The sequence below is a fragment of the Variovorax sp. GW821-FHT09A10 genome (assembly GCF_059418385.1).
Map to the genome: position 1 here is coordinate 240,637 of NZ_JBWKPT010000005.1, position 13,288 is coordinate 253,924.

General features: G+C 68.7%; 13 protein-coding genes. 11 read left to right on the top strand and 2 right to left on the bottom strand.

Annotation, left to right across the window (positions count from 1 at the left end; translation table 11 throughout):
- Positions 1 to 92 precede the first annotated feature (92 nt).
- Positions 93 to 1,745, top strand: coding sequence for a hypothetical protein (locus AC07Q9_RS20790; protein ID WP_495311664.1), 1,653 nt, complete (start codon positions 93 to 95; stop codon positions 1,743 to 1,745).
- Complete coding sequence (locus AC07Q9_RS20795; protein ID WP_495311665.1) at positions 1,742 to 2,131, top strand: hypothetical protein; 390 nt, start codon at positions 1,742 to 1,744, stop codon at positions 2,129 to 2,131. The genes AC07Q9_RS20790 and AC07Q9_RS20795 overlap by 4 nt, the downstream gene beginning before the upstream one ends.
- Here AC07Q9_RS20795 and AC07Q9_RS20800 read toward each other — a convergent pair.
- The gene (locus AC07Q9_RS20800; RefSeq protein WP_495311666.1) at positions 2,082 to 3,629 is read right to left on the bottom strand and encodes a cryptochrome/photolyase family protein; all 1,548 of its coding nucleotides are present in this window, start codon (positions 3,627 to 3,629) and stop codon (positions 2,082 to 2,084) included. The two genes, AC07Q9_RS20795 and AC07Q9_RS20800, sit on opposite strands and share 50 nt — an antisense overlap.
- On the opposite strand from AC07Q9_RS20800, the gene AC07Q9_RS20805 reads away from it, so the two are divergent.
- From AC07Q9_RS20805 to AC07Q9_RS20830, 6 genes are read left to right on the top strand one after another with little or no spacing between them, the layout of a single operon-like run.
- Positions 3,630 to 4,229, top strand: coding sequence for a YqgE/AlgH family protein (locus tag AC07Q9_RS20805; protein WP_062479100.1), 600 nt, complete (start codon positions 3,630 to 3,632; stop codon positions 4,227 to 4,229).
- Positions 4,226 to 4,678, top strand: coding sequence for a Holliday junction resolvase RuvX (gene ruvX, locus AC07Q9_RS20810; RefSeq protein ID WP_492680148.1), 453 nt, complete (start codon positions 4,226 to 4,228; stop codon positions 4,676 to 4,678). Before AC07Q9_RS20805 ends, ruvX begins: the two co-directional genes overlap by 4 nt.
- The gene (pyrR, locus tag AC07Q9_RS20815; protein WP_447747116.1) at positions 4,675 to 5,172 is read left to right on the top strand and encodes a bifunctional pyr operon transcriptional regulator/uracil phosphoribosyltransferase PyrR; all 498 of its coding nucleotides are present in this window, start codon (positions 4,675 to 4,677) and stop codon (positions 5,170 to 5,172) included. The genes ruvX and pyrR overlap by 4 nt, the downstream gene beginning before the upstream one ends.
- Positions 5,172 to 6,134 carry an aspartate carbamoyltransferase catalytic subunit gene (locus AC07Q9_RS20820; protein ID WP_056577783.1) on the top strand — a complete coding sequence of 321 codons (963 nt, stop codon included), beginning with the start codon at positions 5,172 to 5,174 and terminating at the stop codon, positions 6,132 to 6,134. Before pyrR ends, AC07Q9_RS20820 begins: the two co-directional genes overlap by 1 nt.
- On the top strand, positions 6,131 to 7,414 hold the full coding sequence (locus AC07Q9_RS20825) for a dihydroorotase (protein WP_495311667.1): 1,284 nt from the start codon (positions 6,131 to 6,133) through the stop codon (positions 7,412 to 7,414). Before AC07Q9_RS20820 ends, AC07Q9_RS20825 begins: the two co-directional genes overlap by 4 nt.
- A gap of 58 nt (positions 7,415 to 7,472) precedes the next feature.
- Positions 7,473 to 8,219: a lysophospholipid acyltransferase family protein gene (locus tag AC07Q9_RS20830; protein ID WP_495311668.1), complete on the top strand. Its 747-nt coding sequence runs from the start codon at positions 7,473 to 7,475 to the stop codon at positions 8,217 to 8,219.
- Between the two features lie 204 nt (positions 8,220 to 8,423).
- Here AC07Q9_RS20830 and AC07Q9_RS20835 read toward each other — a convergent pair whose 3' ends face one another.
- The gene (locus AC07Q9_RS20835; RefSeq protein WP_492680154.1) at positions 8,424 to 9,221 is read right to left on the bottom strand and encodes an IclR family transcriptional regulator; all 798 of its coding nucleotides are present in this window, start codon (positions 9,219 to 9,221) and stop codon (positions 8,424 to 8,426) included.
- A gap of 191 nt (positions 9,222 to 9,412) precedes the next feature.
- Between AC07Q9_RS20835 and AC07Q9_RS20840 the strand changes: the two genes are divergently transcribed.
- The 3 genes from AC07Q9_RS20840 to AC07Q9_RS20850 are packed head-to-tail and all read left to right on the top strand — an operon-like array spanning position 9,413 to position 13,238.
- Positions 9,413 to 11,167: an FAD-dependent oxidoreductase gene (locus tag AC07Q9_RS20840; RefSeq protein WP_495311669.1), complete on the top strand. Its 1,755-nt coding sequence runs from the start codon at positions 9,413 to 9,415 to the stop codon at positions 11,165 to 11,167.
- Between the two features lie 34 nt (positions 11,168 to 11,201).
- On the top strand, positions 11,202 to 11,978 hold the full coding sequence (locus AC07Q9_RS20845; protein ID WP_139704791.1) for an SDR family NAD(P)-dependent oxidoreductase: 777 nt from the start codon (positions 11,202 to 11,204) through the stop codon (positions 11,976 to 11,978).
- A 60-nt stretch (positions 11,979 to 12,038) separates the two neighbouring features.
- Positions 12,039 to 13,238 carry an ABC transporter substrate-binding protein gene (locus AC07Q9_RS20850; protein WP_495311670.1) on the top strand — a complete coding sequence of 400 codons (1,200 nt, stop codon included), beginning with the start codon at positions 12,039 to 12,041 and terminating at the stop codon, positions 13,236 to 13,238.
- Positions 13,239 to 13,288 lie beyond the last annotated feature (50 nt).

Below are 13,288 nucleotides of genomic sequence, written 5' to 3' on the forward strand. Positions count from 1 at the left end.
GCGCCGTGCAGAACCCCCTCCCACACTGCCCAGAACCCGGATTCGCTGTCAGGCGAACGGGGTACTCGACACACAACCCGGAGGAAAAAACCATGCAAGTTCGTTGGACCAGAGGGGCCGTTCCGTTGGCCTGCGCAAGCTTCCTGTTGGCACTGTCTGCCTGTGGCGGAGGAGGCAGTGGTGGCGGCGGAGGGGGCGGCTTTCCGTTCGGCCTCGGCGGCGGCGCCGGGCCGGGCACCAACCCGCCGCCGACAACGCCAGGCGAGGTCACCGTCTCCGGCAAGGTGATGGTGCTCGGTGCGGTGAGCGGGGCGCTGGTCTGCGTGGACCGCAACCTCAGCGGCACCTGCGACGAAGGCGAGCCCGTCGCCGCCGCCAAGACCGGTGAAGACGGCGCCTACAGCTTCGGCTACACGCCGGCCGACGAGGCCGCCGCGACCGAACTCGCCGCCGCGCCGCTGCTGGCGCTGGTGGATGGCGACAACCCCTCGCTGCCGGCGTTCTCCAAGGCCTTCACGCTGAGCGCGCCGGCCGGCCACCGCACGCAGGTCAATCCGCTGACCACGCTGCTGCAGGCCGGCATCGCGTCGGGCCTCGCGCCGGAGCGGGCCGAGGCGCTGGTGCTGCTGCAACTGGGGCTGCCCGAGGTCGCACAGCTGTACGACTACCAGGGCGTGGCCGTGACCGACGGTGGCCGTTTCGAGGACAACGCCTTCAGCGCCGCGCTCATCGTGGCCGATGCGCTGGACCAAGGGGTCAAGTTGCGCCTGCTCGATCCGGCCACCGTCACGCCGTCGGCCTCGGACCAATTGGCGCGACTGGATTTCACGAAATTCGATCAGTACATTGCCCGGACCTACCCGACCGATGGCGTGCCCGATGCGGCCACCGGCAAGATCAAGCTCACCGACCGGCGCGAAGGCCAGACCGCCGGCGCACCGGCCACGCACGACACGCTCTACGGCAACTACCTGCAGCTGGGGCCCAACGGCTGGGTGCGTTGCGACGAGAACTCGGGCTTCACCAGCACCCTCGGCACACCGAGCCGCAGCGAGTATTGCGGGGGCACCTCGGTCAGCCTGGGTCATTCGGTGTCGACCGACATCGCCGGCCGCAAGATGGCGGAGGTTGTGGCCGAGATGCAGGCAGCCGATGGCAACAGCATCTTCGGCGTCGCGCCGGCGGTCGCCTTCGGCAGCCAGGACCCCACCTTCCCGGCCGGATCGATGCTGCGCTATCGCCGGGGCCTGGAGCTGACACAGCCCTATTCGATCAACCTCCCCGGGGACAAGACCAACTTCGCGACGCTCGAGGCGTTGATCGCGGCGTACCCCGCCGCCAGCGTCGGCCTGCCCGCCGGTTCGGGCACCAACAGCCTGGGGCTGATGGACGAAGCGCAGACCCAGAACCTGCGCTTTGCATTCACCAGTGCCAGCACCGTGCAGTACTACGCCTGCACGTTCCACCCCGCCACCAACACCTTCGACACCTGCGCGGCCGCCGGCACCGGCAAGGTGGAAATCCGCACGCTGGGCGGTGCGCGCGTGATGGTCTTCGACGGCGGCCGTCCGCCGAGCACCGTGCGCACGCTGCGCAGCTTCGGCGAGTACGACGGGGCGGTCTACGTGGCGCGCGGCGTCAAGCCCGACACGCGCTACAACGTCGGCACGTCGCGCCGCCTGAACGGCGTGGCCTGGGAGGCGATGAAGCCCCGGCTGGGCATCACGACGGGCGGTGCGCCATGAAGCGCGCCCTGGGGGCGCTGTGCGCGGCCGGTGCCGCCGCGCTGGCCGCCGGCGGGGCCGCAGCCCAGGCGCCCGACGGGCTGGAGGGCGAATGGAAGGGGCGCATCACGATCAAGAGCGGTCGCCAGTTCGATGCGGACCTGCAGTTGCAGACCACGGGCGGGACCTGGCGGACGCTGTTCCAGAGCCCCGCCGACCCCTGCGTCGGCATTCCGACGCCGATGCAGTGGCGGCGCCTGGAGGGCGGCGACTACGAGCTGCACTTCCAGCCCAGCAAGACGCTCACCGGCTGTCGCGACACCCTGGTCACCTTCCAGCGCGTCGACGCGAGCACGCTCAAGGGCCAGTCCGACGCGGGCGCGCAGATCGTGCTGACGCGCCGTTGAGCAGCGTCTGTGCGGCGGCGCGTGCCGTCGCATAGCGCTGCATCGTCTTCTCGCGCGCCTCGGCGTGGTCCACCACCGGCTTGGGGTAGTTGTCGCCCAGCCTGACGCCTGCCGCCTCCAGCTCGACCGGTGTGGCCATCCACGGCGCATGGATCGCCACGGTCGACAGGCCCGAGAGCTGCGGCAGGTAGCGGCGGATGAACTTGCCCTCGGGGTCGAAGCGTTCGCTCTGCGTCACCGGGTTGAAGATGCGGAAGTAGGGCTGGGCGTCGCATCCAGTCGAGCTGGCCCATTGCCAGCCGCCGTTGTTCGAGGCCAGCTCGAAATCGTTCAGGTGCTGCGCAAAGTAGCGCTCGCCGCGCCGCCAGTCCAGCCCCAGGTCCTTGCACAGGAAGCTCGCCACCACCATGCGCAGCCGGTTGTGCATGTAGCCGCTTTGCCGGATCTGCAGCATCGCCGCATCGACCAGCGGATAGCCGGTGCGGCCCTCGCACCAGGCGTCGAACAGCTGGTCGGCGTGCTTGCCGTGGTGCCACTGGATCTTGTCGTACTCGGGGCGGAAGCTCTTCGATTCGCCGTTCGCGTGCACGTGCGGAAAGTGCGCCAGGATCTGAAAGTAGAAGTCGCGCCAGACCAGCTCGCTGAGCCAGGTCGCGGCCCCGGTGTTGCCCTGCAGCGCCAGCTGGTGCGCCACGCTGGCCAGCTGGCGGATCGATACCGTGCCGAAGCGCAGGTGCACGCCCATGTAGCTGGGCCCGCGCACGGCCGGGAAGTTGCGCGCTTCGTCGTAGCGGTCGATGCGCTCGAAGAAATCTTCGAACAGCGCGCCGGCGCCGCGCGTGCCGGTGGGGATCTCCAGCGTCTGGAGGTTGGTGCTTTCAAAACCGATCTCGCCCAGCGTGGGCACGGGCCCGTTCAGGGCCGGGGGCGGTGGGGCGAGCGCGTCGGCGTGGCTGCGCACGGGGTACGACTTCAAAAAGAACGAATCCACCTTCGCCAGCCAGGCCCGCTTGTACGGCGTGAATACCGTGTAAGGCAGGCCGGCCTTGGTCATGACCTCGTCGCGGTCGAAGACGGTGCTGTCCTTGAAGGTGTGGAAGCTGATGCCCGTGTTGGCCAGCGCGCCGAGCACGCGGGCGTCGCGCGCCAGGGCGTCGGGCTCGTCGTCGCGGTTGGCGAACACCGCCTGCACGTCGAGCGTATGGGCCAGCGCCGGAATCTCTTCGGCGGCCACCGCGTGCCGCACGATGAGCCCGCTGCCCAGGCCGCGCAGCTCGGCTTCGAGCTCCACCAGCGACTCGCGGATGAATTCGACCCGCCGGTCCGCGCCGGGCAGGGCGTCCAGGATCGCCCGGTCGAACACGAAAACGCACACCACCTGCCGGCAGGCCCGCAGCGCCCGGTACAGCGCTGCGTTGTCGTCCACCCGGAGGTCCCGGCGAAACCACATGAGCCCTTTGGGATAGGTCTTATCGACGGCCAGTAAAATCGGGGGCATATGGCTGCCGATTCTGCCCCGATGAACCTGACGCATCACTTTCTGATCGCGATGCCGGGGATGGAAGACAAAACTTTCAACCGCAGCGTCGTTTACCTCTGCGAACACAGCGAGCGCGGCGCGCTCGGGCTGGTGATCAACAAACCCAGCGACATCAACCTCAAGGTGCTGTTCGAGAAGATCGAACTCCACCTGGCCCGCCCCGAGCTGGGCGAGGCCCCCGTTTTCCAGGGCGGCCCGGTGCAGACCGAGCGCGGCTTCGTGCTGCACGAGCCGGTGTTCACCCAGGCCGAGAAGCCCGAGGAATCGGTCTACGCCTCGACCATGACCATCCCCGGCGGGCTTGAAATGACCACCTCCAAGGACGTGCTGGAGGCCCTGGCCACCGGCGCCGGCCCGCGCAAGGTGCTGGTCTCGCTGGGCTATTCGGCCTGGGGCGAAGGCCAGCTGGAGTCCGAACTGGCCGAGAACAGCTGGCTCACCGTGCTGGCCGACCCGGCCGTGATCTTCGATACGCCGGTGGAAAAGCGCTACGACAAGGCGTTGATGCTCTTGGGGCTCGAGGCTTGGACCTTGTCTCCCGACGCGGGTCACGCATGAGCGACGTCATGTCCGACGCGCCCGCATCCGCCCCTGTTCCTGTCCCTGCCGCCGTTCCCGCGCATTTCCAGAGCTTCCTGGGCTTCGACTTCGGCGCCAAGCGCACCGGCGTGGCCAGCGGCAACCGGCTGCTGCGCACGGCGACCCCGCAGACCACCATCAAGGCCGAGGGCGCCGACGCCCGCTTTGCCCAGGTCGAGGCGCGCATCAAGGAATGGCAGCCCGACGCCCTGGTGGTCGGCGTGCCCTACCACCCCGACGGCGCCCCGCACGAGAACACCCGCCGCGCGCAGAAGTTCGCGCGCCAGCTGCGCGGCCGTTTCAATCTCCAGGTGTTCGAGGTGGACGAGCGCTACAGCACCACCGAGGCCTTGTCGTCCGGCGCCCGCGATGCCGACGCCGCCTCCGCCTGCATCATCCTGGAACAGTTTTTGAGGAGTCTCCCGTGAGTTCAATCCCCGATGCCGAAGCGCTCTACACGACGCTGCTGTCCGGCGTGAAGGCGCTGATGCGCCCCGAGACGAAACTGGTGGGCATCACCTCCGGCGGCGCCTGGCTGGTCGAGCGCCTGCAAAAAGACCTGGGCCTGGCCGGCGCTCCCGGCGTGATCTCGTCGGCCATGCACCGCGACGACTTCGCGCGCCGCGGCCTCTCGGCCAGCGCGCAGACCGCATTGCCCTTCGACGTGAACGGCGCCGACGTGCTGCTGCTCGACGACGTGCTCTACACGGGCCGCACCATCCGCGCCGTGCTCAACGAGCTGTTCGACTTCGGCCGCCCCGCCTGCGTGCGGCTCGCCGTGCTGGTGGATCGCGGCGGTCGCGAACTGCCCGTGGCCGCCGACTTCGCCGCGACGACGCTCACCTTGCCGAACACCCAATTGCTCGCCCTCGCACGCGCCGACGACGGCGCCTTCAGCCTCAAGGTGGAGGACAACACCTAATGCTCTACAAGCGAAACCCGCAGCTCAACAAGAACGGCGAGCTGATCCACCTGCTGTCGATCGAGGGCCTGCCCAAGGACATCGTCACGCACATCCTCGACACGGCCGCCAACTTCACGAGCGTGAGCGACCGCGAGGTGAAGAAGGTGCCGCTGCTGCGCGGCAAGAGCGTGTTCAACCTGTTCTTCGAGAACAGCACGCGCACGCGCACCACCTTCGAGATCGCGGCCAAGCGCCTGTCGGCCGACGTCATCAACCTGGACATCGCGCGTTCCTCGGCCACCAAGGGCGAGTCGCTGCTGGACACCATCGCCAACCTGAGCGCCATGGCCGCCGACCTGTTCGTGGTGCGCCACAGCGAGTCGGGCGCGCCCTACCTGATCGCGCAGCACGTCGCGCCGCACGTGCACGTGGTCAACGCCGGCGACGGCCGCCACGCGCACCCGACGCAGGGGTTGCTCGACATGTACACGATCCGCCACTACAAGAAAGACTTCTCGAACCTCACGGTCGCGATCGTCGGCGACGTGCTGCACTCGCGCGTGGCGCGCTCCGACATTCATGCACTCACCACGCTGGGCTGCGCCGAAGTGCGCGTGGTCGGCCCCAAGACGCTGGTGCCCGCCGACATGGCCGGCATGGGCGTGCGCGTGTGCCACACGCTCGAAGAAGGCATCAAGGACTGCGACGTCGTCATCATGCTGCGCCTGCAGAACGAGCGCATGAGCGGCGCGCTGCTGCCCTCGTCGCAGGAGTTCTTCAAGACCTTCGGCCTCACGCAGGAAAAGCTGCAGTTGGCCAAGCCCGACGCCATCGTGATGCACCCGGGCCCGATCAACCGCGGCGTGGAGATCGACTCCGCCGTGGTCGACGGCAAGCAGAGCGTGATCCTTCCGCAGGTCACCTTCGGCATCGCGGTCCGCATGGCCGTGATGAGCATCGTGGCAGGGAACGAAGCATGAACATCCTCATCACCAACGGCCGCGTCATCGACCCCGCCTCGGGCACCGACAAGCCCACCGACATCGCCATCGCCGACGGCAAGATCGCCGGCATCGGACGCGCACCGGGGGGCTTCAAGCCCGAGCGCACCCTCGACGCCACGGGCTGCATCGTCACCCCCGGCCTCGTCGACCTCGCCGCGCGCCTGCGCGAGCCGGGCTACGAGCACGAAGGCATGCTCGAAAGCGAAATGGCCGCGGCCATCGCGGGCGGCGTGACCAGCCTCGTGTGCCCGCCCGACACCGACCCCGTGCTCGACGAGCCCGGCCTGGTCGAGATGCTCAAGTTCCGCGCCGAAAAGCTGCAGTGCGCGCGCCTGTTCCCGCTCGGCGCGCTCACGCGCAACCTGGCCGGCGGCGTGCTCACCGAAATGGCCGAGCTCACCGAGGCCGGCTGCATCGGTTTCGGCCAGGCCGACGTGCCGCTGGCCGACACGCAGGTGCTGCAGCGCGCGCTGTCGTACGCCAGCACCTTCGGCTACACCGTGTGGCTGCGCCCGCAGGACCGCGACCTGGGCAAGGGCGTGGCCGCCAGCGGCGCGCTCGCCACGCGGCTGGGCCTGGGCGGCGTGCCGGTGGCGGCCGAGACGATCGCCATCTTCACCATCATCGAGCTCATGAAGAGCACCGGCGCGCGCGTGCACCTATGCCGCATCTCCAGCGCCCGCGGCGTGGCGCTGGTGCGCGAGGCCAAGGCGCAGGGCCTGCCGATCACCTGCGACGTCAGCATCAACTCGCTGCACCTGGCCGACACCGACATCGGCTTCTTCGACAGCCGCGCGCGCCTGAACCCGCCGCTGCGCCAGCAGGGCGACCGCGACGCGCTCTCGGCCGCGCTGGCCGACGGCACCATCGACGCGCTGGTGTCCGACCACACGCCGGTCGAGGCCGACGCCAAGACGCTGCCTTTTGCCGAAGCCGAACCCGGCGCCACCGGCCTCGAACTGCTGCTGCCGCTCGCGCTGCAGTGGGGCGAGCGCAGCGGTGCGGGCGTGGCGCGCGCCATCGAGGTCGTCACCTCGGCGCCGGCGCGGCTGCTGAACGCGGCCGACGCGGCCAGCGGCATCGGGCGCATCGTGCAGGGCGGCGTGGCCGACCTGTGCATTGCCGATCCGTCGCTCGAATGGCAGGTGGTGCCCGAGGCGCTGCGCAGCCAGGGCAAGCACACGCCGTTCTCCAGCTACCCGATGCAGGGGCGCGCGCGCCACACGCTGGTGGCCGGTCGCGTCGTGCACGGCTGAGCGACAGCCGCCCGCCACACAGCACGCCGTCAAAAAGAAGAAGAGGGCCCGCGTCCAGATGCTGCACTCGTTGAAGGCCGGCTGGCGCCTGCTGCATGCGGCCTCGCATGCGCTGTCGGGCTGGTGGACGATCCGTTTCACCTTCCCCCACCTGCCGCAGGACGAGCGCAACGCGCGCGTGCAGGCCTGGTCGCAGCGCATGCTGCAGATCATGGGCGTCACGCTGCGCGTGCAGGGCGAGCCGCCCGTGCACGGGCCGGCGCTGCTCATCTGCAACCACCTGTCGTGGCTCGACATCACCGCCATCCATGCGGCGCGCCACGTGCGCTTCGTGTCGAAGTCGGACGTCAAGCAGTGGCCGGTGATCGGCACGCTCTCCACCGGCTCGGGCACGCTCTACATCGAGCGCGAACGCCGGCGCGACGCCATGCGCGTGGTGCACCACATGACCGAGGCGCTGCGCGGCGGCGACCTGATCGGCGTGTTCCCCGAAGGCACCACGAGCGACGGGCGCGGGCTGCTGCCGTTCCACGCCAACCTGCTGCAGGCCGCGATTTCCTCGGGCGCGCCGGTGATCCCGGCCGCGCTGCGCTTTGCCGACGCCGCCACCGGCGAGACCAGCCAGGCGCCGCGCTACATCGACGAGGACAACCTGCTGGCCTCGGTGTGGAACACGCTGCGCGCGCCGCCGCTTTTGGCCATCGTGCGCTTCGGCGAGCCGCAGCCCTCGTACAGCCGCGAACGCCGCAGCTGGGCGCATTCGCTGCATGAAGACGTGCAGCAGCTGCGCCGCGATACGCACTGACCTGACCTGATCGCACGGCGGCGCCGGGCATAAAAAAGCGCCTCCCGGGTGGGGAAGCGCTGAACGACGCCGGGGGCGCCGTGAGGAGGAATCGGGCAGTTTCCGTTTCGAAGGCCTTCAGCATGAGGCCCTCGGCATGCGCCGCATGCGGGAAAAATCAGGTCCCGCGCGTGAGCGCCTGCCTACACGGCTCGGGCCGGCGGTTCAGCCCGCTTCGTCGGTGGGCACGAAGCCCAGGCGGCGCGAGATCTCCAGCGCGCAGGCCTTCAGCGGCACGGCCACGCGGCCGTTCCAGTCGCTGTCGAAGGTGGCCTCGGGGCCCATGGCCGTGATGCCCAGCACCAGGTTGTTGGTCGAGTCGAACACCGGCGCACAGAAGGCATCGATGCCCGGAATCGGCTGGCCCAGCGTGCGCGACACGCCGTGCAGCCGTGTCTCGACCAGGAGCGCCTCGATCTGCGACTTCGACAGCTCTTCGCTGGCGCCGCGCCCGTCGGCCGGACGCGTGCGCGCCAGGTCTTCGAGCATCATTTTTTCCACCACCTTCGGCGGCAGGTAGGCCGCGAACAGCCGGCCCGTGGCCGTGTAGGCCAGCGACATCACGGTGCCGGTGCGCAGGTTCACGTGCAGCGGGTGGATCGGTTCTTCCAGCCGCACCACGGTCGGCCCGAAGTTGCCCCAGACCGCGACCGCGATGCTCTGTTCGGTCTCGGAGGCGAGCGCTTCGATGAGCGGCGACGCTTCCTTGATCGGGTCGAGCCGCTGCAGCTTGGCCAGACCCAGCTGTAGGGCCAGCGGGCCCAGCTCGTAGCGGCCGGCGCCGTCCTGCACCACGAAGCCGACCTTCAGAAAACTGACGAGGTAGGGGTGCGCCTTGCCGACCGGAATGCCGGCCGATTTGCCGAGGTCGCGCAGCGCCATGGGTGCCACGTGCCGCCCGAGCGCGACCAGCAATTGCGTTCCGATTTCGACGGATTGAATGCCACGTCTTGGCTTTTCCATGGGGCGCCCGGCGTGGGGGTTGAGAGTGGGAGCGAGTATAGCCATCAGGGTTTCTACTGATATTGTCGTGTTCAATCGACGATGACTGATCATCTGATAGTAACTAAACGACTTGACCATATCAACATCGCTGCCTACACTCCGCCGCAACTTAAGTCGTACACACAACACGAGAGCGAACAGAGGCAGAGATGGAACAGAACACGTGGGAATGCGATGTCCTCGTCGTCGGCAGCGGCGCATCGGGCATGGCCACCGCCGTCACGGCGGCGTCGCAGGGTTTGAAGGTGCTGGTGGTCGAGAAAGAGCCGCGCTTCGGCGGCACCACTGCGCGCTCGGGCGGCTGGCTGTGGATTCCGGGCACGCGCCTGGCCACGGAGCAGGGCATCCATGAGCCGCCCGGCGCCGCGCTCGACTACATGAAGCACGAGACCACGACGCACTTCGACGCGGCGCGCGTGGGCGCCTTCCTCGACATGGGCCCCAAGGCCATCGACTTCTTCACGCGCCAGACCTGCGTGCAGTTCGACATGCCGGCCGTCTTCCCCGATTACCACGCCGAAGCGCCCGGCGGCCAGCCCGGCGGCCGCTCGATGGTCACGCGCCCGTTCGACGGTCGCGAGCTCGGTGCGCGCATCAAGCACCTGGCGCCGCCGCTGCCCGAACTCACGGTGTTCGGGATGATGTTGGGCTCGGGCCCCGAGATCAAACACTTCATGCGGGCCTTCAAGTCGCCGACCTCGTTCTGGTACGTCACCAAGCGCCTGACCCGGCACTTCCTGGACGTGGTGCGCCACGGCCGAGGCATGACGCTGACCAACGGCAACGCGCTGGCCGGCCGGCTGGCCAAGGCCGCGATGGACCTGGACATTCCCGTCTGGCTTTCGTCGCCCGTGAAGAAGCTCGTGGTCGAGTACGACGGCGTCTCGGGCGCCGTGGTGCAGCACGAAGGCAAGTCGGTGCGCATCACCGCCAAACGCGGCGTGGTGCTGGCCTGCGGCGGTTTCCCCTACGACGTGGAGCGCCGCAAGCAACTCTTCCCGCACGCACCCACCGGCAAGGAGCACTACTCGCCGTCGCCTTCCACGAACACCGGCGACGGCCTGCGCCTGGCCGAAGCCGTGGGCGGCCGTGTCGACGGCACCATCCCGCATGCCGCGGCCTGGGTGCCGGCCTCGGTCACCACGCGGCCCGACGGCAGCAAGGGCGTCATGCCGCACTTCATCGACCGCGCCAAGCCCGGCGTGATCGCGGTCACGCCCAAGGGCCAGCGCTTCGCCAACGAAGGCAACTCGTACCACGACTTCGTGCAGGCGATGGTCAAGGCCTGCGAAGGCGAGCCCGAGGTCACGGCCTGGCTGCTGTGCGACCACAAGGCGCTGCGCGACTATGGCCTGGGCTGCGTCGCGCCCGCGCCGCTGCCCATCGGCCGCCACCTGAAGACCGGCTACCTCAAGCGCGGCGCGAGCATCGGCGAGCTGGCCAAGGAAATCGGCATCGCCCCCGCCGCACTCGAAGCCACCGTGCAGGAGTTCAACCAGGGCGCGCGCACCGGCGACGACCCCGCCTTCGGCAAGGGCAGCAAGGCCTACAACCGTTACCAGGGCGACGCCAACGTCACCCCCAACCCCTGCGTCGCGCCGCTGGACAACGGGCCGTACTACGCGATCAAGCTCGTCATCGGCGACATCGGCACCTTCGCCGGCCTCGTCACCGATGAGAAGACGCGCGTGCTCGACGCCGACCGCCAGCCGATCAAGGGCCTGTACGCCGTCGGCAACGACGCGGCCAGCGTGATGGGCGGCAACTACCCCGGCGCGGGCATCACGCTGGGCCCGGCGCTCACCTTCGGCTACGTCGCGGGGCTGCAGGTCGCGCAGGCCGAAGTGGCCGTGCCCCTGCACGTCGAACAGCGCGAAGCCGTGGCCGTGCCGCGCGGCGCCTGATCCCCGTTCCGATAGTCAACCCAAGGAGCCGACCATGCCCTTTCCTCCTCACGTCGCACCGCGCCTGCTCGAAGGCCGCCTCGCACTGATCACCGGCGCCGGCCAGGGCAACGGCCGTGCGCTCGCGCTCGGCCTGGCCCAGGCGGGCGCGCGCGTCGTCGTCACCGACATGAACGAAGCCACCGTGGCCGAGACCGCGCAACTGGTGCGCAACGAAGGCGGCGAGGCCTGGTCGTTCGTGCTCGACGTCACCGCGCCCGAGGCCTGCCAGGCGCTGGCGGCGCGCGTGGCGCAAGAGGTCGGCCACGTCGACCTGCTGGTGAACAACGCCGGCATCATCATCCGCGAGACCACCAGCAGCCCGAACGCCGCGGCCAACTGGAAGAAGACCATCGACGTGAACGTGCACGGCACCTTCAACACCACGCTGGCCTTCATCCCCGTGCTCAAGCAGACGAAGGGCTCGATCATCAACATCGCCTCCATTGCCGCCTACGCGGGGCAGGCCGCGAGCCTGGGCTACTCGCCCTCGAAGGGCGCCATCAAGATGCTCACGCAGTCGCTGGCGCAAGAACTCGCACCGGCCGGCGTGCGCGTGAACGCACTGGCACCCGGCGTGATCGAGACGCCCATGACCGCCGCCACGCGCGAGAACCCGCAGCGCCTCGAATCGTTCATGACGCGCATCCCGCTGGGCCGCGTCGGCCAGACCGAAGACCTGGTGGGCCCGGTGATCTTCCTGGCCAGCGACATGTCGCGCTACGTCACCGGCATCACGCTGCCGGTGGACGGCGGCTTCCTCGCCGTCTGAGCCACGCCCCTTCCTTTTCGATTTCCCGTTCCCCGTCCGTCAACCCTTAGGAGACAAAGAATGAAAACGATCCGTCTGTACAAGACCCTGCTCGCGACCGCCGCCTTCGCTGCGTTCTCGGCAGGCGCCTACGCGCAAGACATCAAGCTCGGCTACAACGGCGACCTCTCGGCTTCGCCTTCGGCGCAGAGCGGCCAGGCCGCGGTGCTGGGCATGGAGGCGGCCATTGCCGACCTGAACGCCGCCGGCGGCGCGCTCGGACGGAAGTTCACGCTGGTCACGCGCGACGACGTCTCGGCACCGCCGAAGTCGATCCAGAACATGAGCGACCTGGTCGACAACGAGAAGGTCGTCGCCGTCTTCGGCCCCACCAACTCGGGCAACGCCATGGCCTGGAAGCACATCGCCAACCAGAAGAAGATTCCGGTGCTGGGCAACGTGGGCTCGGGCACCGACATCACCAAGCCGATGAGCCCCGGCGCCGACAACTACATGTTCCGCGTCTCGATGGTCGACCGTGAACAGGTCGCCGCGCTCATGGCCTACGTGAAGCGCAACACGGCCGGTTCCAAGGTCGTGGGCCTCATGGCCGAGACCACCGGCTACGGCCAGGGCGGCCTGAAGGACATGGAAGACATCGCCAAGCTGCAGGACATCAAGATCGCGGCCACCGAGCGTTTCGGCGTCGGCGACACCGACATGACCTCGCAGCTGTCCAAGATGAAGGCCGCCAACGTCGACACCGTGGTGGTGTGGGCGCAGGGCACGCCCATCGCGCAGCTGGTGCGCAGCATGGAGAAGATCAACTACTTCCCGCTGACGCTCACTTCGTGGGCCGCCGACAACATCACCTTCTACGACGCGGCCGGCAAGGCGCTGGCCGAGAAGCCGATCTTCATGCGCACCGTGAGCGAGACGCGCACGCCCGTGCAGCAGAAGCTGTTCGACCGCATCGGCAGCAAGCTGAAGGCACCGGGCTCGTTCTCCTTCGCGCTGCACGGCTACGACTCGGTGCTGCTGCTGGCCCAGGCCATGAAGCAGGCCAACAGCACCGACGGCGCCGCCGTGCGTGCTGCGCTCGAAGACCTGAAGACGCCGGTGCAGGGCGTGCTCAAGACCTACGAGAAGCCCTTCAGCAAGACTAACCACGAAGCCCTGACGGCCAAGGACCTGGTCTGGATCCGCTGGAAGGACGGCAAGCTGCTGCCCTACAGCGACGCGCTGATCGGTGCGCTCAAGCCGGCCGACTTCAAGCAATAAACGTCTGAGACAAAGGAGCGGGGCGCCGCCTCGTTCCGCAACGGAGATAC